Consider the following 25070-nt stretch of genomic DNA (forward strand, 5'->3'; position numbering starts at 1 on the left):
CGCGAACAACCCCGAGGGTTAGGCCTAGACGCCTTAATCCGCGGGGTTGTTTTTATTTTATCGGACATTATATTACGCCGAAAGCCCGCGGCGCCGCTTAAACGGTGTCATGGAAACGATGAGGCTCACATAAAGATTTATAGGTTAAATATGGGAGGTGGTTGTTTTTGAATGGATTCGTGACGCGATCCCTTGACGAAATCCGCTTCTGGTCCAGAATTATGAAGGAGCATTCCCTGTTCCTCCGCTTGGGCTTCCGGTGCGAGGACACGCAGCTTATTCAGGAGGCCAATCAGTTCTATTCGATCTTCGAGCAGATCGAGGCGAAGTCGCACGCGTTTACGGCAAACGCCGACCCTAGGCAGATCGAGGCGTTTAACGCGGAAGTGCATAACGCGGCGTCCCATATTTGGGTGTTCAAGCGCAAAGTGCTGGGGTTGATCCTGTCCTGCAAGCTGCCGGGCGCCAACAATTTCCCGCTGCTTGTGGATCATACCAGCAGGGAGGCGAACTATTTCCGGAACCGGCTCGCGGAATTAAATAGCGGTCAGCTGGAGCCCATCCATGACGCCATTATCGACGAGAACGTCTTCTTCCTGAAAATCATGGCCGACCATGCCAAATTCATCGGGCATCTGCTGGACCCTTCCGAGAGGAAGCTGGTTGACCAGGCGCGGGAGTTCAGCCATGATTTCGACCAGCTGCTGTGGCAAGCGCAGGATTTGAGCTCGATGCGTCCTCAATCCCAAACCGGCCCGCTGCTGAGCCAGTTCTTGGATCAGAACAGAGTGTCGGTGGCCAGCCTGCGGGACTTCAAGAAGACAGCCCGCGACCTCATCGAAGCTTGCCGCATTAAGAGCATCATCCATCCGCTGCTCGCGGATCACGTGTATCGGGAAGCGGAGAGGTTCCTGGAAATTATCGAAATGTTCGAAAGCTCGCTCACGAGGAACGCTCCTCCGGATCTATCCGACTGGCATTAAGCAGGGCACAAAGTGGATATACAAGCCAGGGACCGGAAGGAATCGGCTCTGGCTTTGTGCCGGACGCCTAAGCGTTCATCCGGCTATCCAGCTGCCCAGCATATAGGGCCCCGCTATTCCCCGTAATGCCCCTTGCGGTAATCATTCGGCGTGCAGCCGGTCCACTTCTTGAATACCTTGCTGAAATACTTCTCGTCCTGGAAGCCGACCTGCTCCGCAACCTGCGAAATCTTGAGCGAGCGGTTGCCTAGCAGCTCCTTGGCCCGATTCATGCGGATGCCTGCGATGTAGTCGGAGACGTTCTCGTTCATCTCCTGCTTGAACTTGCGGGAGATATATTCCCGGCTCAGGTAGAAATGGTTCGCCACGTCCTGCAGCGTAATATCCTCGCTTGCCCGCTGCTCCAGAAACTTCGCGATCTCGCGGATGACGCCGCGCTCCTTGTCCTTGCTCAGGATCCGGTCGGAGACGAGCTTGACCTGCTGGTAGACCGCGTCCTTCCAAGCCGGATAATCGAAGCGCCCTTCCGCGGTTACCGGGATGCGAAGCGGATTGCAAGGCAGCGCCTCCTCCGCGCCTGTCCCGCCGTCCGCTTCCTCGGACCCGCTGCCCGGCTGCTCCCACAGCGTCTTCGTCAGCTCGAAGTGGCCCTGCCACGAGGTCAGCTGCTCGAACGAGACGAAGCCGCTCTTCTCGATATGCTCGAACCACGCGCCGAGCGCGCGCTGGATATGGTCTTTGCTGCCGCCCTGCACGGCGAACCGGATCTGCTCCTCGAACTCGTGGAACGAGAGCAGCGGATTGCCGCGCTTCGCCGCCGCTTCGTCATAGAGGACGTAGTCGACGGCTCTTCCGAGCACGTTCCGCCGTAGCAGCGCAAGCTTCGCCTGCTCGTAAGCCTCGCCGGCACCTACAGGGAATGCCAACGGCTCGCTTAAGCCGAAGACGAAACGAGTCTTCAACGTATCCCTCAATGCCGCATTGACGGCCTTCAGACTTTCGTCCGGCGCCAGCTCGCCCTCTCCCCATAATACGAGGACAAGCTCCTGCTCCTTGCCCCAGTAGCGGAAAGCGTAGCCGGCTTCGCGCGAGGCGAGCACTTCGTTCGTGATATTCGTCAGCGCGAAAAACATGAGGTCGGGACCCGACGCCGCGAACTTCTCCCGAACGGCGGGAGACGACAGCTCGAGGCTGACCAGCGCGACGCGGGCCCGCCGCAGAGGCTCATCCAGCCGCAGCTCCCGCCGAATTTCCTCAGACATCGCGGCATGCGCGGACGGCTCGTTCAGCACGGAGCAGAAAAACTGCTCGACGTACATCGGCTTCAGCCGCTTCAGCTCCATCGCGATGGAGCGGCTGCGCGAGCGCTCCTGCTCTTCCTTGCGCAGCTCCTCCGTCGCCTTGGCGATGGCTTCGTTCAGCTGAGCGGGCTCGATCGGCTTCAAAATATAGTCGATCGAGCCGAACGTGATCGCGTTCCGGACGAGCCGGTAGTCGTCATGCCCGCTGATGACGATCAGCTTGCTAGCGGGCGCGTGCTTCGCCGCCCATTCCATGACGCCGGCGCCATCCGTGTTCGGCATCATCATGTCGGTGAAGATGAGCTCCGGCTTATGCTCGCCGATCAGCGCGATGCCTTCCTGACCGTCCTTCGCCTCGTGAATGGACGTAATGCCGTATTTGCTCCAGTCCACGAGCAGCCGGATGGCGTCGCGGACATGCTTCTCGTCGTCAATGATCAGAGCCTTCATCGCGGTTCCCCTCCTCGGACGTAATCGGAATTTGAATGCTGACCGTGAACCCGTTATCCTCCGAACGGGCCACCCTCATCGAGGCGTCGGGGCTGTGGTGAAGCTGCAGCCGGGCCAGCACGTTGCGAAGGCCGATGCCGCCGTCCTCCGACGTGTCGGACGCAAGCGAGGCAAGCGGCTCGTCCAGCTGCTTCTGAAGCTCCGCGAGCCGCTCGTCCGTCACGCCGGAGCCGTTGTCGCTCACTTCGAGGACGAGGAGGTCCGGCTCGCGGACGATCGTGCTGGAGACGACGAGCCTCGTCGGTTCGCCCGACTGCATGAAGCCGTGCTTGAAGAAGTTTTCGAGCAGGGGCTGCAGGATCATTTTCGGGACGAGAACGGTCTTGCTCTCCTCCTCCACCCGCCATTCGACGTCCAGCGCCGTGTCGAAGCGCTGCTTCTGCAGATCGAGATACGCGCTGGCGTAGTCGAGCTCGCGGCTCAGCTCCACGACGCCGCCCGCCGTATTCATCTGGTAGCGCATCATGCGGCCGAGGGAGGCGATAAGCGAATACGCTTTGAAATCGCCGTTCTGCAGCGATACGGTGCCGATGGACTGCAGCGCGTTATACAGGAAGTGCGGGTTAATCTGCGCCTGCAGCGCCTTCAATTCGTTCGTCTTGCTCACGATCTCGAGCTGGTATTCCGTCTTGATAAGGTGGTTGATCTTCGCCATCATCGAACGGAACCGCTTGGCGAGGAGTCCGATCTCGTCATTGCCCTCCACGTCGATATTGACGCTGAGGTTGCCCGTCTCGATCTTGTTCACGTAGCCGATCAGCCGGAGCAGCGGCTTCGTGATGCGGATGGAGATGACGAGCGTCGCGATGACCACGATCGAGAGGAATCCGGCGCCGACGGCCATGTTGAGACGCGCGATCCGGTCCGCCGAGCTGTACAGATGCTTGTAGGGCGTCTGCTTGATCAGCACCCAATCCATGAAGGACGTGCTCACCTTCTCATAGAAAATAATGCCGTCGAACCCGTCCGCCTGCCAGTCCAGATGGCCGCTGTCCGAGCCCGAGCCAAGTACGGCCTGCATAAGCGCGGAGCTTGGACCTTGCTTCTCGGCTTCCTCATCGGATGACAGAATCAAGCCGCCGGAAGCATCGGTAATGTAAAACTGTTCATGACCGGCGTCGTACAGCTCGCGGTTGAGCTCCCGGAGCACGTTCAGCCGGATGTCGATGGACAGCTCGGCCAGCCGCTCTTCGCTCGGGGCGCGGAAGATGGGGCGGTGGAGCGTGAATACCGTCTCGTCTTCGGCGCCGGTGTTCAGGTCCAGCCCGTAATTATGGCTCGGATGGGACGGCTCGAGGTAGGCCTTGGCAGCGGTGAGCTCCACGGGTTCCGCGTGCTTGCCGACCTTCAGATCGTCCTTCCACAGCAGGTAGGTCGTGCTTTGCTTCACCACGTACAGGCGGACCTTGTGGAACTCGCTGACGCTCTGATACATGTTGTACAGGTGGTCCTTCAGCAGATTGCGGTTGCGGATGACGTCGGTCAGATCGTTCGGGATCACCTCGTCCTCCATGCCATGCTCCAGAATGTAATAGAGCGAGCGGGGCGTGTTCATCGAGTTGTAGACGGCAAGCGACTTCTGATTAATATTGTTCATGTAGTTCGTAACGTTGGCCTTGCCCAGCGACAGCAGCCGCGTGTTGTTGGCGATCGCATCCTCGGTTAGGGAACGCGTCGTAGCCTGATAGGAGATGACCATGGAGACCGCGATCGGAAGGATCGTAGCCGCAAGCAGAAGCAGCATGAGCTTCTGGCGAATGGTATGAAAGGGCTTTCTTATTTTCATGCGGGCACCCCGTTCGACATATTTGGCGAGGAATGTCATTCTTGCCTCAACAGTAACCGATAACCCGCATAGAGGTCAATATATTCCACCTAGCTGTTCATCATCCTCCGTCGCTGAGGCCGTGGCGCACCCCGTATACTTAAGAGCATAGACGAGAAAGGGGAGACTTGGGGCATGGCCAAAACAGTGCAGGGACCACGGTCCGCGAAGCTCAGCGAATGGCTGCAGCAGACGATATTCGTCGGACCGGGCCTCATCGCTTTTATACTCATTGTGCTGACGCCGTTCGCCATGGGTTTTTATTATACGTTCACGGAGTGGGACGGTCTGGACCTTGGCGGAGCCGAGTGGACGGGGATGGCGAACATTGAACGGATCTTCACGAATGATCCGAGATTCTGGCAGGCGTTCTGGTTCACGGCGAAGTTCACGCTAGCAGCCGTGCTCCTCACGAACGTGGTCGCGTTCCTGCTCGCCCTGCTGATGACGCAGAACGTGAAGAGCCGCGGCGTGCTGCGGACGATCTTTTTCCTGCCGAACGTGATCGGGGGTTTGCTGCTCGGTTACATCTGGTACTTTATCTTCACCCGGGGCTTCAGCGCCATCGGCGAAGCGACGAACATCGGCTTCTTCAATCTGCAGTGGCTGGGGACGCCGAACACCGCATTCTGGGGCATCGTCATCGTGTTCGTCTGGCAGACGGCCGGCTATATGATGATTATCTACATCGCGGCGATTATCGGGGTGCCTAAGGATTTGCTGGAGGCCGCCCGCATCGACGGCGCAGGCCGATGGCAGGTGCTGAGATCGGTGCTCGTGCCGCTCATTATGCCGGCGATCACCATTTGTTTGTTCCTGACGACCTCGAACGCGTTCAAAATGTTCGACCTCAACCTGTCGCTGACGGGCGGGGGCCCGGGCAACTCGACGGAATCGATCGCGCTCAACGTTTACCGCGAAGCGCTCGTGAACAACCGTTACGGGCTGGGCACGGCCAAAGCGATGATCTTCTTCATCGGCGTGGCCCTGATTACGGTGACGCAGGTTTGGTTCACGAAGAAGCGGGAGGTGGAGGCGTAGCATGCCGACGAAACAGAGATATACGCCCGCGAATTTCGCGCTCGAGCTGATCGGCGCGGCGGCCGCCCTCATCTTCCTGGTGCCGTTCTACTTCTTGCTCGCGAACTCGTTCAAGAAGCTGAAGGATATCCTGCTCAATGCCGCTACGTTCCCGGAGTCGCTGGGACTGGATAACTTCCGGAGAGCGTGGGTGGCGATCGACTTCCCGAAGGTGTTCCTGAACTCCTTCCTGATCACCTCCGTCAGCGTGCTGCTGCTGGTCGTGATCAGCTCGATGATGGCGTACCGGCTCGTGCGCCGGCCGACGACGTTCAACAAGCTGCTCCTCACGGTGCTCGTCGCCGCGATGATCATTCCGTTCCAGTCGGTCATGCTGCCGCTGATGCGCATCACGTCGCTGTTCGAGCTTCGCGGCGAGTTTTACGGCATCGTCATCTGCTACATGGGCTTTGGCATCTCATTGTCGATGTTCCTGTACCACGGGTTTATCAAGTCGGTGCCGCTCGAGATCGAGGAGGCGGCCGTCGTGGACGGGTGCTCGCCTTATGGCGTGTTCTGGCGCATCGTGTTCCCGCTGTTGAAGCCGATCGGCGTAACGGTCGCCATCCTGAACGTGCTCTGGATCTGGAACGACTATCTGCTGCCGGTGCTGGTCATTAACGATGCGATGACGACGATTCCGCTTGCGGTCCAGAAGTTTTTCGGCCAATATTTACGGAAGTGGGATCTCGCCATGGCGGCGCTCACGCTCAGCACGATTCCGATCGTCATTTTCTTCCTCATGCTGCAGAAGCACATTATCGAGGGCATTACGGCGGGGTCGGTGAAGGGGTAACGGATTGACCGGCCTCGGCAGAGAGTCAACATTTTACACCTAATCGTTCAATATCGTCGGTGTTGTGCCTTGTCGTTGCACAACTATAATGGCGATGAAAGCGCTGCAAGACAGCGATATCGAGAATATACCAGGGAGGTCTTTTCGATGAAAAAAATGATGATGCTGCTCGCATCCGCGGTTATGCTGGTCGGGTTGACAAGCGCTTGCGGCAACAGCAACAACGGCGGGGGCAACACGAACTCGGGGAACGGGAACGCTACGGCGACGGCAAGCGCGGAGCCGACCGAGGCGCCTAAGAAAGACGTCACGATCAAGGTATTCCAATTCAAGGTCGAGATCGCGGAAGCGCTCGAGAAGATGGCGGCGGAATACGAGAAAGAAACCGGCGTGAAGGTCGAAATCGAGACGCACGGCGGCGGCGAGGACTATAGCGCGCTTCTGAAAGCGGAGCTTGCGGCGGGCGAAGAGCCCGAGATCTTCAACTCCAGCGGCTGGGCCGGCTTCGATCCTTACGTGGACCGCGCGGCCGACCTGTCGGGCGAGCCATGGGCGAAGGACCTGGTGGAAGCGTCCAAAGCGCAAATTACGCGCGACGGCAAGCTGCTCGGCATGCCGATGAACCTCGAAGCTTACGGCTTCACGTACAATAAAGATTTGTTCGCTCAGGCTGGAATCACGGAGCTGCCTAAGACGCTCGACGAGCTGTCCGCTGCGGCGGAGAAGCTGAAGGCGGCCGGCATCACGCCGTTCGCGCTCACTTCCGAATGGTGGTCGATGGGTATTCACACGCTGAACATCGCGCTGGCGAACCAAGCCGATCCGGCTGCGTTCATCGAAGACGTGAAAGCGGGCAAAGCGACGCTGAAGGACGACCCGACGATGAAGGAATGGCTGAAGCTGGTCGACATCATGTTCGCTAACGGTCAAGACAACGCTCTGACGACGGACTACAACACGCAAGTGGCCGAATTCGCGGCAGGCAAATACGCGATCATTCAACACGGCAACTGGATTCAAGGCATGGTCGACGAAGTGGACCCTGAGCTGAACCTCGGCATGATGCCGGTACCGCTTCTGGACGCTCCGAACGTGTTCACGGGCGTTCCGAACAACTGGATCGTGAACAGCAAGTCCGACCAAGTCGAAGAAGCGAAAGCGTTCTTGAACTGGATGGTTACTTCCGAGACAGGCAAGAAGTATATCGCAACCGACTTCAAATTCGTGCCGGCTCTGACATCCATCACGGCAGACCCTGCGGCAGTCGGCGACATCGCGGCAGACTTCGCGACGTTCTCCGCTGCTAACCCTGCTCAAGTGAAAAGCTGGAACTGGGACCGCTTCCCGGACGGCATCACGCAGCAATGGGGCGCGGCGATGCAGGAGTACCTCGGCAAGCAGATCACGGGCGACGAGCTGCTCGGCAAGCTTGACGCGGCGGTTCGCGACATCGTAGGCAACTAATCGGTTTTTGAGAAAGGCCTCGCGGCGGGTTTTGTACCTGCTGGGGGGCCTTTTTTTGTTGCTTAGGAATCATGAGCTGGAATAGCGGCATAAACGGTGTTATTTTCAAAGCAACGATAGCCGCAGGGGGGAATAGCGGCATAAACGGCACTAATTCCTTAGGAAATGAGGGGATTTCTCATTAGGGAACGCATTAACGGTATTTTGGGTGCTATTTCGGTGTTATGTTGGGGTTCTTGTGAAAATAAAGGTAGAATTGCCGTTATTTCATAGCAGCAGCTCATCAAGGAAAAAGCCTGCGGAAGAGCAACCGTCTGTTAGCACGCGAAGTCGCTGTTTTGGACGTGGGTGGAAATGATGACATATGTGCGACTATTTCTACGTTTGCGGCGTTTACCTATCGATGCACGTTCACAGAGGGGCTACAGCCTACAGCAGAAATGTTAAGGGCTTCATAGGTAGTCTGAATGAATGGTTAGGCTTAGCAGCGTTGATGCAGACTATTGTTCAATCGTTCACATCTGGAGGGTTACCATGGCTCGAACTTGGAAGATTGTGCTTATATTATCCCTGCTAGTTAACGGGATCCTGGCATGGAAGGTATTCTATCCCCATGCACCTAATGATTCGGCTCGCATGTACTACCAACAAACGGTAATCAATCTTCGCTTAGCGGTTAATGCACTCGATGAAGCGAGCTCATCATCGGAGGAGCGCGACATCATAACCTGGATTCATCTAGCGAACCAGCATTTGCACGAGGCCCTATTCGATATGCATTATTACGAAGATGCGTTTAACAGACGACGAATTCAGGCTGGCAATCTGAGCGCTGAATTATATACGCGGTGGCAAGATTTGAGCAGGATTGAATTTGGTTTAATAAAAGGTGAAAACCCTGACAACGAATATATCCGATACCTATTAAAGAACCTTGCCTATTGGTCCGATAACCTACCCGATGTGTATACGAAACAAACGGTTGGACAAATCAAACGCACCATGAATGATGTGGATGAGCTCAAACCTGACATCCGCGTCTCTAGTGGCGATGAATAGCTTTGAACGGTTTTTGCGAAAGGCCTCGCGGCGGGTTTGTACCCGCTGCGGGGCTTTTTTGGCGTAGGGGTTGCATTGAAAAATAATGCTTGGTTTACAGCATTCCATGCGACCACTACTTGATTCGAAGCGTCTTCCCATTGAAAGCATTGGAATCGAGGTGGCGCGCGTGGATGCGTATATTCAATATTGGAGAATGTTTAGCGGGTTTTTGCCGGTATTCATCACGGCGACGGCCGTTCTAACGGCTGTTTGCGCCGTGGTATGGTGGAAGAGAGTGAGAGGTAGCCAACAAGATGCGGCGAAGAACAGTCTATTGGAATGGGCAGCGAGCTTCGTATTACTATCCGCGTTATTCATGACTCTCACCCCGACCAGAACCCATATACGCTATCATTTCGACGCCTCCATCGAAGTGGGCATGATCTACAGCGGAGGGGTCGAAAGCATGATCAATCTGTTGCTCTTTGTGCCGTTTGTTATCCTTCTGCAGATCAGGTTCAGGAGAGTATCGCGTCTCTATATCCTCCTGGCGGCCTGCTCGATTTCAGCCATCATTGAAGGGCTGCAATATGCTCTTCCGATCGGAAGAGTGGCGGCGGTCCATGATTTTATCCTGAACACGTTCGGTTCGTTGGTTGGCGTTATAATTGGCGGGCTTGCGACGAGTATGACGAAATCCGTTCAGTCTCGTGGGGATGTCAAGGAGGGATAAGGGTGAAGTGAATTACCCCTATCCATTTAACTCGCTCAGCCTCCGCAACCGATAAGCGTTCGTCGCGGATTCGCGAAGCTCCTCCAGGATGGTGTAGTTCGCCCAAGCTCCCGCGACGGCGCCGATCCCCGGCACCATCTGCAGCATTTTCCGGAAGTCGATCGCATCGCGGTACTCCTTCTGGAACGTCTCCCAATCCATGTTTTTCGAGTAATCGGAATCCGAGATCCATAGCCCCTCTTCGACATCCCAGCGCTTGATCGAGCCCAGTAACCGTGCGCGCTGCTCGGGCCCGGAGAATGTCATTTGGAATACTTTCAGAATGAAAATCCGCTCGGAGAAACGCTTCGTATCATAGCCGTAAACATGGGCCAGCTCGAACAAATATTTCATCTTGATCGCGATCAACGCCGGGAAGTCCACGGCATTCAGCAGAAGACCGCCGGCTCCGGTGCCTGCTCCTTCGACAACCGCGATTTTTTGGTAGATGGAGAACAGCTGTTTCGCTTCCTGATCGGCCTGCTCCAGATCGAGACTCCGCTGAACGGATCTCTGGGGCGTATATTCCGCGCCGAACAACGCCGTACGCACAATCGACCTGATGGTGGCCGTGATGACGTCGTGTACCTTGGGCGGGATCAAGTTGTTTATACGGGTTCCGATCGTCTTCGATGTTCGCTCGAGCCATCCGGGCGGCTTGAACAGCTGGTGCTCCCAAACGGCAATTTCGTGCCTTACCTTCTGTTCGTAACTCATGTAATAACTCTCCTCCAACAGATTTGCCTCTATTGTATCGGATAACCCCGCCATTCAGTACGGACCGGAGCAGGTGGTTGAACTGGACCGGAGTCGGGGTAAATCATGAAGCGCAGTGTTCGACAGCGGGGAATCGGCATATGCTACAAAAAAGGGCAGTGCGAATGCCCCCGAATTTCCACAGCGTTCCACAAAATCGAAGGAGGGCGAACTTACACCATGAGATACACAGTAAGGTATATACCTCTGAATCGAATAAAAGCAGGAAGCATGTCCGCTGGGCTTACGAAGCGGATTAAGGAATTGCGGAGAATCGCTCAGGATTGCATGCACATGCTTATTGTCCGCAAGAGCCGGAAAGACGGCGGTTATATTGTCGTAAGCGGTCACAGCCATTTGGACTATCTCAAAAAGCACACGAAAAAAAGCACCGTCGCCTGTCTGGTGGACGAGAGCAAGCTTTCCTCCAAGGTGTCCTCGTTTCTTTATTATTTCAGAAAGCCCAAGCTGCCGAGCTACGTTCCCTATATTAAACCCGAGCGCTTAATCGGAAGCAGCGGGGCCATTATCCAGAGGTTTCTGAGGCAAGACCCGCGGTTCAAAACCTTATCCCGTTCCCAGAAAATAAAGGTGCTCCGCATAGGGCTCCAGTATAAAAAAACGACCATAGCCTCAATGAGAGCGAAGGTCGACGAGCTTCTAAAATAAGCTACTTAAAAGCAAATAAGGTTGGAGCAAGCCCTCCGCGCGGAGTTGACGCACGGAGGGCTTTTTGTTCTTCTGGCATAAAACCCCTCTAAAAGAAGCAAATTATACCTAGTTTGGTTCTGGATCGGAGGTTCTAAGGGGTGACGGATCAAGTCGGACAGCTGCCAACCGGAATTGCAGAGATGCAAGCCGCGCTTCAACAGCAATTTGCTGGCGTATCGGACTTTATCCTGAAGACCGCCCGGCTGAAATGTAACGGACAGCCCGTCCTGTACGCTTATTTGGGCGTATCCGTTGACGAGGATAAGCTGATTCGGGAGGTCGTGCAGCCGCTTGTCCTCGAGGCGGATGACATGGAGCAGGTCCGTTCCTTGCTGGAGTCGGTTCAGGGGGGACAGCTCGATCGCTGGGAGGACATCCTCCGGGGGATGTGGGGCGGCAATGCGCTCATGTATATGGACAAGGAACCCATAGCTTATCTCCTGGACACGTCGTCATGGCCGTCCCCGCAAATCAAGGAACCGGAAAACGAGTCCTCCCTGAAGGGTGCAAGGTCCGGGTTCACGGAATCGAACCCGACGAATCTGGCGCTGCTTCGCCATCATCTGCCGGGGGAGCAATTCGTTCAGAAGCAAATCCGGACGGGACCGGGCGGCAAGATTAGGGTGACCATGGTTTATTTGCCGGATAAGGCTACGCCGGAGAGTGTGGAGCTTCTACTGGATCGGATTAACAAAATCGAGGTTCCATCGGTACTCAGCATGGGGGAGCTGGCGGAGCAGCTGGAGGATAACAGCTACTCATTGTTTCCGCAATTTCTGCTGACCGAACGGCCGGATGTGGCGGCTATCGGCATCGCGGAGGGGAAAATCGCGCTGCTGATGGGGCATTCATCTCAGGTGCTGCTTGCGCCGATGGCCTTTTTATCGTTTTTTATGTCGGTGGACGATCGGAGCATGCGCTGGCCGGTCGTTACGTTCTTCCGGTTGCTGCGGTTCGTCGGGCTGCTCATCGCCATCTTCCTGCCGTCGGTCTATATCGCGACCGTGTCGTTTCATTACGAAATCATTCCGATCGACTTGGTGCTGTCGGTAGGGAAATCGCTCGAACGGGTTCCCGTCCCGCCGATCCTGGAAGCCTTCTTCATGGAGTTCATTCTGGAGATGCTGCGGGAAGCCAGTCTTCGCTTACCGCCTAAGGTGGGTCAATCGGTTGGCATCGTGGGCGGCATCGTCATCGGCCAAGCGGCCGTCGAAGCGGGAATCGTCAGCAACGTCATGGTGATCGTCGTGGCCTTGACCGCGATCGCTTCCTTCATTCAACCCAATCAGGATATGGCGGCGGCTGTGCGGCTGCTCCGGTTCCCGTTCATGATCGCGGCGTATTTGATGGGCATGATCGGTATCGTGATCGGCTTTATGGTGCTTGTCTGCCACATCGCTTCCATGCAATCGCTGCGTATGCCCTTCGGAAGTCCCTTGTTCCCTATCCGGCTCGGGAAGTGGTCGTCCGTGCTGGCGAGATTGCCGATAGGGGGATTCCGCCGCAGGAAAGACAGCGAACGCTAAGCGGCCGCCGTATGCAAGAAGTCGAATCAAAAGGTGATCTTATGGGTGCCCCAAAGCAGCAGCTTAGCCACAAGCAATATATCTTCTATATTTACAAGACGCAGATAGGAATCGGCGTCCTGGTGCTGCCGAACACGCTGTCGAAGATGGCGGGCAACAGCGGTTGGATCTCTCTGCTTCTCGGTTGGATGATCGCAACCGCCGCGGGCTATTTTATCATCCAGGTCATGAAGCGCCACCCTGGCAGGACGTTCGCGGAGGTGCTGCAGGACGTGCTGGGGAAGTGGATCGGGAGAGCCGTAATGACGGCGTGGATTGCCTATGCGGCGATTGCGGTCGGCGTCGTCCTGTTTATGGAAGTGATCATCATCCAAGTGTGGATTCTTCGAAATATGGAGCAGCTCTTATTAATCGCGGCCATAATGATCCCGGTTTTTATGATCACCAGAAACCGGCTGCAAGTGCAGGGCCGCTATGTCGAATTCGTCTATCTGTACACGCTCTGGATGCCGCCTCTGCTGTTCTTTTCCCTGAAGGATTCGCACGTGCTCAATCTGCTTCCGATCGCGGGAGATGGTCTGCTGCCGATTTTGTATGGAATCAAACCGACGCTGATCCCGTTCCTCGGCTTCGAGACGGCCTATATGCTCTACCCGCATTTGCAGGACAAAACCAAGGCGTTCAGGGGGCTATTGATCGCGAATTCGCTCGCTTTAATTATTTTTATGACGGTGGTCGTAACGTCCACGATGTATTTCAGCAGCGAGGAGCTCCGCACGTTTATTTGGCCGACGATGCAGCTGCTCAAGACGATTACGCTGCCGTTCATCGAACGGTTCGAGATCGTGTTTTTATCCTACTACATCATTCTCGTGACGCAGACGCTTTGCGCTTATTTGTTTTTTACGGCGAACGGCATCAAGGATTTGTTCGGCCTTCAAGATCACGCGAAGCTGATTCTGCCGCTGCTTGTCCTCCTTCTTGCGGCTGCGGCGATCTTGAAGCCGACTCTCGAAGGGATGGAGGCGACAAATGCGTGGTACGACATCGTTTCGATCGGCATGGGGTATGCGTTTCCGCTTCTCTTCTGGGGATTGTGGCAGGCAAGAAAGCTTGGCGAAAGGGTGCTTCGCTAAAATGAGGAGGGGAGTATTCGCTGTTCTAATTCTAATGGCGGGGTTAATGGCGGGCTGCTCCGACCGGACGGAGCTGGACGACAGCACGCTTATTACGATAACGGGCATGGACTTGGCCGACAACGGGAAGCTGGCGGTGACGGGCATGGTGCTGGACTTCAACGAAGAGTCCCCTTCGCAAGAAATATTGCTGTCCAGTACCGGCAAGACGCTCAGGGAGAACCGCTCACTGCTGAGCAGCAAGATCGGCGGCGAATTTCTGAGCGGCAAGCTGCAAATCGTCATCGTAAGCAAACGTCTGCTTAAGGCGGAGCGGCTGCTTCCTCATCTGGACGTTGCCTACCGCGATCCGAAAATTTCGAACAGCGCCTTGATCGTCGCCTGCGATTGCTCGGTGAACAAGCTGATGGACACAAAAAGGAGCTCCCAGCCTATTCTGACGGAATATATCCGGAAGCTGATCGAAACCGGTCACGCTTCGGAAATTACCGTCCGTTCGACGATGCAACATTTTCATTATATGGAGACGGAAGAGGGCATTACGTCCTCAATCTCGGAGATTAAGCCGGTAGGGAAGGAACTTGCCGTCGTCGGTACGATGCTGCTTGGATCGGATGGCAAGTATGCCGCTCACTTATCGAAGGAGGAAAGCATGCTTCTTCTGCTTCTGAAGAAGCAATTTACGTCGCCGGCTTCTTTTACGACGAGCATTCAAGACGAGAACCACAACAAAGCGAACGTCAGCCTCGATATTAACAAAGCCAAAGTCAAGGTCAAAACGGGATACGAGGAGGGGAACTTTGTTTTCCGCATTCACCTGCCCGTAGTGGCGGAAGTCGTGGAGTTGGAGGGAGATTTTCGAGTCGGCGCGGATAAGAATCAGATAGAGGCATTGCTGAAGGAGAAGCTGGAGGAAGCCTGCCGCGCTCTCATCGCCAAGCTGCAAATGAACCGCGTCGACCCGATAGGCTATGGCCTGCATGCGCGCGCTTTCGACTACGGGCACTGGAAAGAGGTGCGGAGCGACTGGGGGAAAGCGTTCGCGGAAGCTGACGTGAAAGTGAGCGTCACGGTGGCGATCGACTCGTTCGGCGTCATGGAATAACCCTCCTCCCGCGCTAAGGATTCAGCGGGAAGGAAGGCTTCGTCAGCGGGCAGTTCGGGATTTTGACAATGGCGGGGTCAAGCTGCTCAAGCTTATGGATGAAGTAACAGGTCTCGGGAAGATGATGCTCCAGGAACCTAAGCGTGGCCCGGGACAAGACGCTCGTATTCTCGTACATGGCGATGATCTTCTCGACGAACCGGTAGAACTCGGCGGTAACCGCGGACGTATCCCGGGCAAGCTGCAGCTGGGCCTGGAAGCCGGGAGGAGTGAAGCGCAAATAGCCTTTGAACGTCTCGTTCTTCAGCATAAGCGCCTGGAAGGAGGCGGCAAATTCATCCGTTGTCCTGGTAAAGCCTAGCTCGATGGGGTCGAGCACATTGCCAAGCAGCACGGCATGGCCCAGCTGATCCTCCAGCCAGAGGTCGAGAAGATCGTACAAAGGCTGCGGAGGCGGCTGCAATCCCTGCATATAGTAGCCGAGCAAACGCAAATATTCCTGATTCTCGTTCAGCGTGCCATTGAGGTATGAAGGCGTAAGGTTCAGATTGACCTCGTTCTGTATGCGGAGCCGCTGCATATGGCCTTCGAACTGGTAATAGCCGGACGCGACCGGATAAATTTCCTGCGCGATCCGGATCATCTCAGGCGAGTATGGAGGCAGCTCGGGGTTCATCTGATCGACTTTGTTCCGAAGCGCGTCGATCGCGTCGATGTACCATTGCGCGTTCCCGACCCACCGCGTCTCCGTCGGGGACAGGTAATCCCTCATGAAGTGCGCGTGGTCGCCGATAATTTCGAGCCAGAATGCGTGCTCCTGATGGGGAGTGAATGTGAATGCGGGTTGTTCCGTCGACATGAAATAGCCTCCTACCCTTGGATGATCGTTCCGTTTCATCCTAAGTGTATGAGGCTGTTCGTCTATCTATGATCCGTATATCGATTCGCTTTGGTCGCGCCTTGGAGGGCGATTCGTTCAGCGGCGGTTAGGGGTGGCGCCGTAGCGGCGGATAGGTTCTGCCGCAGCTGCTCCAGGCTGCTCGCCCCGGGAATGACGACGCTAACCGCGGGATCGCTCAGCGCGTAGCGGATCGCGGTCTGGGCGAAGGTCCGCTTGTCGCCCGCGAGCTCGAGGAGCCGGAGGCGCGCTTCAGGCAGCTCCTCCTGAGTGTAATCGAGATATGGGCGATGGGCTTTGCTTGCCCCGCCGTCCGTCAGGATGCCGCCGGCCAGCGGTCCGCGCGCGATTAAGCCGATTCCGTGCTCGCTTAGGAGCGGCAGCGTCTCTTCTTCGGGACGTCTGTCCAGCATGCTGTATTGGCTCATCAGGCTGACGATGCCCGAGCGGCGGACGTATTCCCGGATGACGTTCGGCCGGATGGAGGAGATGCCGTAGTGGCGGATGACGCCTTCTCGTTTCAATTGTTCGAAGGCTTCGATCGTGTCTTCGATCGGGTCGTCGATCGTACCGCCGTGCAGCTGGTACAGATCGATGTAGTCCGTTCCGAGACGTTGGAGGCTGTCTTTGACGGCCGATAGGATATAGGCTTTGGACGGATCCCAAGTCCAGCCGTCCTTGCCGGGCACACGGCGGTTGCCGACCTTGGTCGCGATGATAACGTCGGAGCGGCGGCCGCGGACGGCCTTGCCGACCAGCTCCTCGTTGCGTCCTGCATCATAGAGATCGGCGGTGTCGAGGAAGTTGATGCCGCTGTCCAGCGCCTCGTGGATGATGGAGACGGCCTTCGTCTCCTCCGTCCCCAGCGACATGCAGCCGAGTCCGATTTCGCTGACGGATAGGTCGGATTTGCCTAGGCGGTTTTGTTTCATTTTTGTGCCTCCTTTTTGTGAGTTGTTTGCGCTTCGCGTTGCGGATAGGCTGCTAAGGCGCTTGGAGCGCCTTGCCTCGAGAGTCGCAGGCGAATTCGGGCTTGCAAGGCGTTGAGAGCGCCTTGCAGCGAGAGTCGCGGTCGAATTCGGGGCAGTAAGGCGTTGAGAGCGCCTTGCAGCGAGAGTCGCGGTTGAATTCGGGGCAGTAAGGCGTTGAGAGCGCCTTGCCGCGAGAGTCGCGGTCGAATTCGAAGCTGTAAGGCGTTTAGAGCGCCTTGCAGTGAGAGTCGCGAGCGAATCCGGTGCTATAAGGCGTTGAGAGCGCCTTGCCGCGAGAGTCGCGGTCGAATTCGGGGCAGTAAGGCGTTGAGAGCGTCTTGCCGCGAGAGTCGCGAGCGAATCCGGTGCTATAAGGCGTTGAGAGCGCCTTGCCGCGAGAGTCGCGGTCGAATTCGGGCTTGTAAGGCGTTGAGAGCGCCTTGCCGCGAGAGTCGCGGTCGAATTCGGGCTTGCAAGGCGTTGAGAGCGCCTTGCAGCGTTACTCAAATTCTCCGTCCTCCCACGCATGGAATCCCATGCACAACCCGTCGCCTTCAGGGGTTAGCTCGATTTCCTCTATGTATTCTCTTGTTTCAGTATCGTATACTCACGCCATTAGGGCAAATTCAACGCCGTGCTTGGGGTCAATGCCGCTCTCGATGACGCCGTCAAGCAGCATCATGAAGCCATAGATCGTGTCGCTGATCGCTTACTCGGCTGCCAGCTTTTCTTCCGGCGAGGCGTCCGACGGGATATTTCCGCGCGCGTATCCTTTTACTTCGTCTATCACTGTCCTGCCGAAATGGTGCCCCATTCGATTCCATCTGTCGTGTTCGTCGGCTGGCCAATCCTTGAAGCTGCGCGTAGTCATCTCACTCATCCTTTCGAGATTCACTTATTCGTCTTTTGAATTTTACCATAGGATGGGTGAGGTTGGCCGAACCTGGTTTCGTCCTCTTGCCCGCTAACCGATTTATTTTCCAAAAAACGGGGTAATCTATGGCATGACAAACTAAACTTGCCGAAAAAGGAGAGTGCTAGCCATGAAACAGAATCAACGCATGAAGCTGCCGGACAGCGTGCGCCATGAGGGACTGGTGACGGAGCGTGACATCGATCCGGAGTATGGGCTGTTTACGGAAGAAGAAGAGTTCGGGATGGTGGCGGACTCCCGGGAGCGGTCGAAGATCAGAATGTGGGATGACATAGGCGACTAATAGGCCGAAAAAGTCGGCTTACGCCCCGTTGGGAGCGGCTCGAGAGGGCAATAGGCCGAAAAAGTCGGCTTACGCCCCGTTGGGAGCGCCTGGGGCGGGCAATAAGCCGGAAAAGTCGGCTTACACCCCGTTGGGAGTGGCTCGAGAGGGCAATAGGCCGGAACAGTCGGCTTACGCTCCGTTGGGAGCGGCTCGAGAGGGCAATATGCCGAAAAAGTCGGCTTATGCTCCGTTGGGAGCGGCTCGAGAAGGCAATATGCCGAAAAGTCGGCCTATAAGCCCCAAAGGCCGTACGCGAATGGCTCGTTATCCGGTCAGTCGCAAAAAAGAGCGGCGGCGTGCCGCGGGAGAACGCAATTTTCTCCCGGCACGCCGCCGCTTTTTTGGTCCGACTCGTACGCCGTTAGTTGCCTCGCTCAATAAGCTGCTCCCGATCTGGGCCGATGGAGACGTAGGTGATCCGAGTTCGAATGGAAGCCTCGATGAACTCCACGTACTGCCTAGCCGCCTTCGGCAGCTCATTGAAGGAGCGCACCCCCGTTATGTCGCAGCTCCAGCCCTGCAGCGACTGAAGCACGGGCTTCGCCGTATCCAGCTTGGACAAGGCGGGGAATTGCTCCGTCACGCTGCCGTCCTCTAGCTCGTACGCGACGCAGACCGGAATCTCTTCCATAAATCCGAGCACGTCAAGGTTGGTAAGCGCCACCCCGGTCGCGCCCTGCACCATGCAGCCATAGCGGGTCGCGACGGCGTCGAACCAGCCGACCCGGCGCGGCCGGCCGGTCGTTGCGCCGTACTCGCCGGCCGAGCCCCCGCGTCTGCGGAGCTCTTCCGCTTCCATGCCGAAGAGCTCGGTGACGAACGGTCCCGCGCCGACGCAGCTGGAGTAAGCTTTGGTCACCGCCAGAATGTCCGTAATCGCATAAGGCGGCACGCCGGCGCCGACGGGCGCGAAGCCGGCGAGCGTGGAGGAGGAAGTCGAATACGGATAAATGCCGTGATCCGGATCGCGCAGCGCGCCCAGCTGGCCTTCGAGCAGGATGCGCTCGCCCTTCAAGCAGGCCTCATGCAGCATGACGGTCGTGTCGCAGACGAAAGGCCGCAGCTTCTCCGCCTGCGCCAGCAACGCAGGCATCAGCTCCTCGGGACGAATCGTATCCCGTCCGTACAGCTGCGCTAGCAAAATGTTTTTCGCCTCAAGGGACTGCGTCAACCGCTGCAGCAGCCGGGCTTCGTCATACAGATCGGCGAGCTGCACGCCGAGCTTCGCGTATTTGTCCGAGTAGAAGGGGGCGATGCCCTTCTTGGTCGAGCCGAACCCGCGAGCGCCGAGCCGCTCCTCCTCCAGCTCGTCGAACAAGCGGTGAACCGGCAGCACGACCTGCGCCCTGTTCGACACGCGGATGATCGGCTCGGGCACGCCTCTCTCCAGCAGCTGCTCTCTCTCCGACAAGAACGCCTCGATATCAAGCGCCGTCCCTGGTCCGATCACGTTCACGATGTCCGGGTTGAACACGCCGGACGGCAGCATATGGAGCGCGAACTTCCCGTAGGGATTAATGATCGTATGCCCCGCGTTGCTGCCTCCTTGGTACCGGACGACGTAGCGGGCTTCCGCCGCGAGCACGTCCGTCATTTTGCCTTTGCCTTCGTCTCCCCAATTCGCTCCCACTATCGCCGTAACCGTCATAGTAACGCCTCCCGATCTTGTTTTCCCTTACAGCGATCATTATAATTCGAGATATATCCATTAGTGAAATTGATATTCGTAATGACATCTATAAATAGGAGTAATGCCAATATGGAAAATAATACGGAATGGTACCGCGTCTTCTATTGGACCGCGAAGCTCGGCAGCCTGACGAAGGCGGCGGATCGCCTGCACATTACGCAGCCAGCCGTCAGCCATACGCTGAAGCAGCTGGAAGGAAGCTTTGGCGGACCGCTGTTCTTCCGTTCGGCCAGAGGCGTGTCGTTAACGGCGGAAGGGGAGGCTCTCTTCCATTACGTGGAGCAGGCGTTCCGCATGTTGGAGTTGGGGGAGAAAACAATGGCCGAGATGCGGAGCCTAAGCCACGGAGAGATCAGCATCGGAGCGAGCGATACGCTGTGTAAGCACTTCCTGCTGCCCCGGCTGGAGAAGTTCCACCGCGATTATCCGGATATTCGGATCCGCGTGACGAACCGGACGACGCCGGAGACGCTCGCGCTGCTGAAGGAGGGGGCGATCGATTTCGGCATCGTCAATCTGCCGGCGTCGGATGACAAGGTCGAGTTTCGCGAGAGCGTTGTCCTGCAGGAATGCCTCGTCGGAGGCGCGGCGGCATACGCCGGGCTTGCTGTCGAACCGTTCCCGCTCGGGAGATTGAGCGAATATCCGCTGCTGCTCCTCGAGCCGGGCGGCAGCACGCGCCGCTTCCTAGATGGCTACGCCGAGGCAAACGGAGTGGAACTAAAGCCGGAATTCGAGCTCGGCAGCCTCGACCTCCTCGTTCAGTTCGCGCTGAGCGGCTTCGGCCTGACGTTCATGGCGAGAAGCTACATCGAAGAGGAGCTGGCCGCAGGCAAGCTGGTCGAGCTCCCGCTTGTCCCGCCGCCGCCCGTCCGCCATGTCGGGATCGCGACGCTGAAGGGCGTGCCATTGTCGGCCGCGGCGAAACGATTTTTGAACGAATTGTCCTGAACGGCGAACGGAGCATTCGAAAAGAAATGGACGAGCGGCGGCTGTACTATAATGAAGGTAATGATAACAAACTGGAGGGGTCATGGTGGCAAAGCTTACGGGTACGCATCAAGTCGACGAATTCATGCAGCGGCTGGAACATCCGCTAAAGAGGGAGATCGAAGAAGTCCGCCGCATGCTGCAGGGCATGGACAGGGAGCTTGCCGAGCAAGTGAAATGGAATGCACCGAGCTTCTGTTACCGGAACGAGGATCGAGTGACGTTCAATCTTCGCGGCAACGGTTTTTTTCGGCTGGTGCTTCACCGCGGGGCCAAGGCGTCCGTGGACTCCGTCGACATGAAGCCTTATTTCGAAGATATAGGCGGGTTGATGGAGTGGGCGGCGAACGACAGGGCGACGATCAAGCTGACCGGCATGGAGGATATCGAGGCCAAAAGCGGGCTGCTAATAGAAGCGGTCAGAAGGTGGGTGGACATCGAGTAAGGGGAACGAAGCAATTCCGCGATTTCTCCCGCCAAATGACTCCAAAATCAAAAAAATCCTACATGCTCGCAGGATTTATTTTATTACATACAGGTTGAAGACGAAATGCTGCACTCGAGTGCAGCATTTCGTTTTTTTCTTTACATGACAAATGCCCGAACACGGAGCTTTGTCATCAGCCTTCTTCTATTCGGGAGCATCAGTCGTCAAGCGGAGCCCCCGACGTTCCGCTTGCGGTACTCGCCCGGCGTAATGCCGGAGTAACGCTTGAACATGCGGATGAACGAATTGACGTTATGGTAGCCGACCGCGGAAGCCACGTCCTGGATGCGCAGCTCCAGGTTCATGAGCAGCTCCTTGGCGCGTCCGATCCGCAGGTCGTTCAGGTAGTCGCTGAAGTTCGTGCCGGTCTTCTCCTTGAAGTAGCTGGAGAGGTAGCCCGGCGTAATGTTCAGCTTATCCGCGACGAGATCGAGATTGATGTCCTCTCCCAGATGGCCGTCCAAATACTCGGTCACGAAGGTCGTGATCGGATCCTTCGTCTCCGTCCTCGCGCGGATGGCGGACAAGGCGGGGCGGATCCGTTCGCGGAACCATCCCCGGTACTGCTCCGCCGAATAGAAGCGGTCGAAGCCGGACGGGTCGGCCGGCTTGACGCCGGCGTCGCCGGAGGAATCCGGCACGTTCAGCTTCGCCAGCGCCTTCTCGACCTGCTCGGCGACGCCGCGGGCGTAAGCCTGGAAATCCGCGGCGGGCGCATCCTTCTTGGCCAGCTGCTCGAGATGGCGGTCCACCCACTCGAAGACGGCTTCCTCGCTGCCGGACAGAAGGCGGGCCTGCAGCTCCTCGCGCTGCGTCACCTTCATCGGAAGGGCGCGATTGCCGGAGGAACGGGGCTCCGCGATAATCTGCGTCTCCCCGGTCAGCCGCTTCTCCTTCAGCAGCTGCAGGAGCTGCTCGTAGGCGAGAGTGACCGGCGTATCCTCCGGATAGACCGGGCTGACGGCGATCGTCAGGCAGAGATAGTCCTCGGCCCCCAGCAACTCCTTCAGCGTGTGCAGGATGCGCAGCACCTCGCTCTGCGAGCCCGGCTGGAAGAGCAGGGACATGAGCTGGTTATGCTCGATCTGCAGCGTGACGGGCTCCTCGCCGAGGCTGGAGAACAAGCCGTGCACGAGCTTCCGGAGGAGCTGGATTTCCTGCTCGTATTCCGAATCGGTGTTTTTGAACCCGATTTCGTAGAGGACGGCGGCATACGGCTCGTTCAGCTGCACCGCGTCCTCCAGCTCCGTCAGGTGCAGGTTCATCGGAATGTTCTTCACCTTGTTGGTGTAAGCGTATTGGCGCACCAGCGAGTTCTTCTGAAGCAGATCCTTGCGGATCTGCTCGTTGTCGTCCATGATGCTGCTCATGCGGTCGCCGATGATCGCGAACTCCTTGATCGAGCTTGCCGGCAGCGGCAGCTCCTGCTTGCGCTCGAGCATGGCGACGATGCGCTTCAGCGGATGGTTCAGCCGGAGGCTGAACAAGGCGGCACCGACGATACTGACGAGAACGGCTACGACGAGCAGTGTCACGAGCAGAATGTTCAGCTTCATCATCTCGGCGGTAATGCTCTTGATCGGCGCGACTCGCACGTAGGTGAAGCCGGTGTCCGCGCCCTGCTCATAGAAATAATAGTTCCCGCCGCTCTGCTCGTGGCGTTTGCCATCTTCGAAGGAAGAAGGGGAACGGACCGCGGTGTCGCCATGCGAAGAGAACAGCGTCCGTCCTTCCGGGTCCAGGATGTAGAAGGGCTCTCCCGTATTGGCGTAAGCGGAGTACAGCTTGCGAGGGTCCATCATGACGATGCAGTAGACGTCCTCGTAAGGTGCGGCCTTAATGACGAGCGGGAGCTGCAGGCCGAGCGACCGAACGTTGCCCATCGACTCCTCGGTGAAAACGGCGGCGGGCAGGATCCGCATTAGGTAGTTGTCGGTCGACAGGCCGTCCCAGTAGGAAGGGGGATAGGCATCGCTGGCATAATAGCTGGCGAACATGTCCGAGGCGCTGCTGGTGCCCTCCTTCTCGAGCACGTATCCGGCTTGCTTGAAGTATAGAATGAAGTTTTCGACATGCAGGAACGGATTCGTGTACAGCTCGGCCAGATCGGTTTTGACCTCGTTCATCTTATCGTACCGGCGGTTGCTCTCCACGTTGCTCAGAATGCCGATGTTCGCGATCCAACGGTCGGATTGGGTGAGCGAGAGGATCATGTTCTGCGTCATGCGGAAGTGGTTCTCGTAGCTCTCTACCGTCTGCTTGATGCCGAGCTCGTTGTACCGGACGATTTCGTCGTACAGTTTATTGCGCAAATATAAATAGGAAAAAACGTTAAAGGCGGCCAGCAGCAGAATAACGCTGAGGAAGCTGGCCATCAGCTTGACGAGCAGCGTGCCCGGCGCAAAGCCCAGCTTGAATGTGGACAATCCCTTCATCGTTGACCCCACCTCCGGATGACGGCGGAGTATGCCGATTTGCGGAAATATCCGCATATCCGCATATTCCGTTTTCTCTTTCTGAAATCGGCCTGGACGCCTTGGCGGCGCGCGCGGCGCGGGAGGCGCCCTGTTCTTGTACGTTCTATCATACGGCCGGGAGGTCCGGGGGACAATATGCACTTTTCATCTTTTATACACATCTCTCCCGATATTCGATAATTTGTTGATCTACATTGCTATGTGAGGATTTATTTCATGAGATATTGCGATTTATACTTCAATCACAAGGTTCACGCCAATTGCGGCAGATAACCTGACATCTACCAACCGTCGAGGAGAAATGTGTATGGCTCATACGAGTGTTACGCCTGGCGTGCCTGACGCGGAGGAAGCTCTCGCGTTCGAGCGCCGAAGACCGGACAAGTGGAGGCGGATGTGGCAGCAGAACAAATATTTGTGGCTTCTCTTCCTGCCCTGCCTGATCTACTATCTCATCTTCCGTTACGCCCCGATGTTCGGGCTCGTGATCACGTTCAAGGATTACAATTTGTTCAGGGGCGTCTGGGCGAGCGATTGGGTCGGCTTCAAATATTACCGGATGTTCCTGGAGAATCCCGACTTCCTGCTGCTCATGAAAAACACGTTCGTGCTCGGCGTCATGAACCTGGCGTTCGGCTTCCCGGCTCCGATCATTCTGGCGCTGCTGCTGAACGAGGTCCGCAAGGCGGCGTTCAAGAGGTTCGTGCAGACGGTCAGCTATCTGCCCCACTTCATCTCCAACGTCATCGTCGCGAGCATGGTCATCATGTTCCTGTCGCCGACAGGCGGCCTCATTAACGAGATGATCGTCGCGCTAGGCTTCGAGCCAATCAATTTTATGAACGAGCCGGGCCTGTTCCGGGGCATCTACGTCCTGTCGGAAATTTGGCAGCATATCGGCTGGGAGACGATCATTTATTTGGCGGCGCTGACCGCGGTCGACCCTCAGCTCTACGAGGCGGCCAGCATCGACGGGGCCAGCCGGATGCGCAAGCTGTGGCACGTCACGCTGCCCGGCATCTCGTTCGCGATCGTCATCACGCTCATTCTGAACATCGGCTCGGTGCTCGAGATCGGCTTCGAGAAGGTATTCCTGATGCAGAATCCGGCCATCTACGAGACCGCCGACATCATCAGCACCTATGTATACCGGGTCGGCATGGAGCAGGGCAACTTCAGCTACGGCGCCGCGATCGACCTGTTCATGGGCATCATCAGCCTGATCTTCATCTATACCGCGAACTTCATCAGTCGGCGCGTCAGCGAGACGAGCATATGGTAGCAGGGAGGAG

At 56.9% G+C, this 25070-nt stretch carries 22 protein-coding genes; 14 read left to right on the forward strand and 8 right to left on the reverse strand.

The features are described from left to right. The first annotated feature begins 167 nt into the window (after positions 1-167). Positions 168-983 carry a DUF2935 domain-containing protein gene (locus NQZ67_RS15130; RefSeq protein ID WP_257447280.1) on the forward strand — a complete coding sequence of 272 codons (816 nt, stop codon included), beginning with the start codon at positions 168-170 and terminating at the stop codon, positions 981-983. 113 nt (positions 984-1096) lie between these two features. On the opposite strand, the gene NQZ67_RS15135 is transcribed toward NQZ67_RS15130, so the two are convergent. Together NQZ67_RS15135 and NQZ67_RS15140 are read right to left on the reverse strand one after the other, a co-directional pair. After that, complete coding sequence (locus tag NQZ67_RS15135; RefSeq protein WP_257447282.1) at positions 1097-2734, reverse strand: response regulator; 1638 nt, start codon at positions 2732-2734, stop codon at positions 1097-1099. Further along, positions 2715-4580: a cache domain-containing sensor histidine kinase gene (locus NQZ67_RS15140; RefSeq protein WP_257447284.1), complete on the reverse strand. Its 1866-nt coding sequence runs from the start codon at positions 4578-4580 to the stop codon at positions 2715-2717. Before NQZ67_RS15140 ends, NQZ67_RS15135 begins: the two co-directional genes overlap by 20 nt. 174 nt (positions 4581-4754) lie before the next feature. On the opposite strand from NQZ67_RS15140, the gene NQZ67_RS15145 reads away from it, so the two are divergent. The 5 genes from NQZ67_RS15145 (at position 4755) to NQZ67_RS15165 (ending at position 9733) form a co-directional block, all read left to right on the forward strand. Then, positions 4755-5660 carry a carbohydrate ABC transporter permease gene (locus tag NQZ67_RS15145; RefSeq protein ID WP_257447286.1) on the forward strand — a complete coding sequence of 302 codons (906 nt, stop codon included), beginning with the start codon at positions 4755-4757 and terminating at the stop codon, positions 5658-5660. 1 nt (position 5661) lies between these two features. After that, positions 5662-6495 (forward strand): carbohydrate ABC transporter permease, encoded by an 834-nt coding sequence (locus NQZ67_RS15150; protein WP_257447289.1) that lies wholly within the window; start codon positions 5662-5664, stop codon positions 6493-6495. Positions 6496-6642: 147 nt separating this feature from the next. Further along, entirely contained in the window at positions 6643-7959 is a 1317-nt protein-coding gene (locus NQZ67_RS15155; RefSeq protein WP_257447291.1) for an ABC transporter substrate-binding protein, read from the forward strand. A 534-nt stretch (positions 7960-8493) separates the two neighbouring features. Continuing rightward, positions 8494-9018, forward strand: a complete 525-nt coding sequence (locus NQZ67_RS15160; RefSeq protein ID WP_257447293.1) for a hypothetical protein — start codon at positions 8494-8496, stop codon at positions 9016-9018. Between the two features lie 169 nt (positions 9019-9187). Beyond that, entirely contained in the window at positions 9188-9733 is a 546-nt protein-coding gene (locus tag NQZ67_RS15165; RefSeq protein ID WP_257447295.1) for a VanZ family protein, read from the forward strand. A gap of 18 nt (positions 9734-9751) precedes the next feature. Here NQZ67_RS15165 and NQZ67_RS15170 read toward each other — a convergent pair whose 3' ends face one another. Beyond that, positions 9752-10489, reverse strand: a complete 738-nt coding sequence (locus NQZ67_RS15170) for an EcsC family protein (protein WP_257447296.1) — start codon at positions 10487-10489, stop codon at positions 9752-9754. 333 nt (positions 10490-10822) lie between these two features. Here NQZ67_RS15170 and NQZ67_RS15175 point away from each other — a divergent pair, with 333 nt between their 5' ends. The 4 genes from NQZ67_RS15175 to NQZ67_RS15190 all read left to right on the forward strand — a co-directional run bounded on the left by NQZ67_RS15175 (position 10823) and on the right by NQZ67_RS15190 (position 15006). Continuing rightward, positions 10823-11197, forward strand: a complete 375-nt coding sequence (locus NQZ67_RS15175; protein ID WP_257447298.1) for a hypothetical protein — start codon at positions 10823-10825, stop codon at positions 11195-11197. A 140-nt stretch (positions 11198-11337) separates the two neighbouring features. After that, the gene (locus NQZ67_RS15180; protein ID WP_257447299.1) at positions 11338-12765 is read left to right on the forward strand and encodes a spore germination protein; all 1428 of its coding nucleotides are present in this window, start codon (positions 11338-11340) and stop codon (positions 12763-12765) included. Positions 12766-12806: 41 nt separating this feature from the next. After that, complete coding sequence (locus NQZ67_RS15185) at positions 12807-13901, forward strand: GerAB/ArcD/ProY family transporter (protein WP_257447301.1); 1095 nt, start codon at positions 12807-12809, stop codon at positions 13899-13901. A gap of 1 nt (position 13902) precedes the next feature. Then, positions 13903-15006 carry a Ger(x)C family spore germination protein gene (locus tag NQZ67_RS15190; protein ID WP_257447304.1) on the forward strand — a complete coding sequence of 368 codons (1104 nt, stop codon included), beginning with the start codon at positions 13903-13905 and terminating at the stop codon, positions 15004-15006. 13 nt (positions 15007-15019) lie between these two features. Here NQZ67_RS15190 and NQZ67_RS15195 read toward each other — a convergent pair whose 3' ends face one another. The 3 genes from NQZ67_RS15195 to NQZ67_RS15205 form a co-directional block, all read right to left on the reverse strand. Then, positions 15020-15865: a DUF2935 domain-containing protein gene (locus NQZ67_RS15195; protein ID WP_257447306.1), complete on the reverse strand. Its 846-nt coding sequence runs from the start codon at positions 15863-15865 to the stop codon at positions 15020-15022. Positions 15866-15927: 62 nt separating this feature from the next. After that, positions 15928-16836, reverse strand: a complete 909-nt coding sequence (locus NQZ67_RS15200; RefSeq protein ID WP_257447308.1) for an aldo/keto reductase — start codon at positions 16834-16836, stop codon at positions 15928-15930. A gap of 748 nt (positions 16837-17584) precedes the next feature. Continuing rightward, complete coding sequence (locus NQZ67_RS15205) at positions 17585-17746, reverse strand: hypothetical protein (protein WP_257447310.1); 162 nt, start codon at positions 17744-17746, stop codon at positions 17585-17587. A gap of 172 nt (positions 17747-17918) precedes the next feature. Here NQZ67_RS15205 and NQZ67_RS15210 point away from each other — a divergent pair, with 172 nt between their 5' ends. Further along, entirely contained in the window at positions 17919-18092 is a 174-nt protein-coding gene (locus tag NQZ67_RS15210; protein WP_257447311.1) for a hypothetical protein, read from the forward strand. Between the two features lie 403 nt (positions 18093-18495). Here NQZ67_RS15210 and NQZ67_RS15215 read toward each other — a convergent pair whose 3' ends face one another. After that, positions 18496-19782, reverse strand: a complete 1287-nt coding sequence (locus NQZ67_RS15215) for an adenylosuccinate synthase (RefSeq protein ID WP_257447313.1) — start codon at positions 19780-19782, stop codon at positions 18496-18498. Between the two features lie 111 nt (positions 19783-19893). On the opposite strand from NQZ67_RS15215, the gene NQZ67_RS15220 reads away from it, so the two are divergent. Both NQZ67_RS15220 and NQZ67_RS15225 read left to right on the forward strand, forming a co-directional pair. Continuing rightward, positions 19894-20775, forward strand: a complete 882-nt coding sequence (locus NQZ67_RS15220; protein WP_257447315.1) for a LysR family transcriptional regulator — start codon at positions 19894-19896, stop codon at positions 20773-20775. Positions 20776-20860: 85 nt separating this feature from the next. Continuing rightward, complete coding sequence (locus tag NQZ67_RS15225; protein ID WP_257447316.1) at positions 20861-21259, forward strand: DUF1801 domain-containing protein; 399 nt, start codon at positions 20861-20863, stop codon at positions 21257-21259. A gap of 206 nt (positions 21260-21465) precedes the next feature. On the opposite strand, the gene NQZ67_RS15230 is transcribed toward NQZ67_RS15225, so the two are convergent. Continuing rightward, positions 21466-23736 (reverse strand): helix-turn-helix domain-containing protein, encoded by a 2271-nt coding sequence (locus NQZ67_RS15230; RefSeq protein ID WP_257447318.1) that lies wholly within the window; start codon positions 23734-23736, stop codon positions 21466-21468. Positions 23737-24085: 349 nt separating this feature from the next. On the opposite strand from NQZ67_RS15230, the gene NQZ67_RS15235 reads away from it, so the two are divergent. After that, positions 24086-25060, forward strand: coding sequence for an ABC transporter permease (locus NQZ67_RS15235; RefSeq protein WP_371825309.1), 975 nt, complete (start codon positions 24086-24088; stop codon positions 25058-25060). Positions 25061-25070 lie beyond the last annotated feature (10 nt).

Origin of the sequence: Paenibacillus soyae (assembly GCF_024623455.1) — a bacterium.
Lineage (GTDB): Bacteria > Bacillota > Bacilli > Paenibacillales > Paenibacillaceae > Pristimantibacillus > Pristimantibacillus soyae.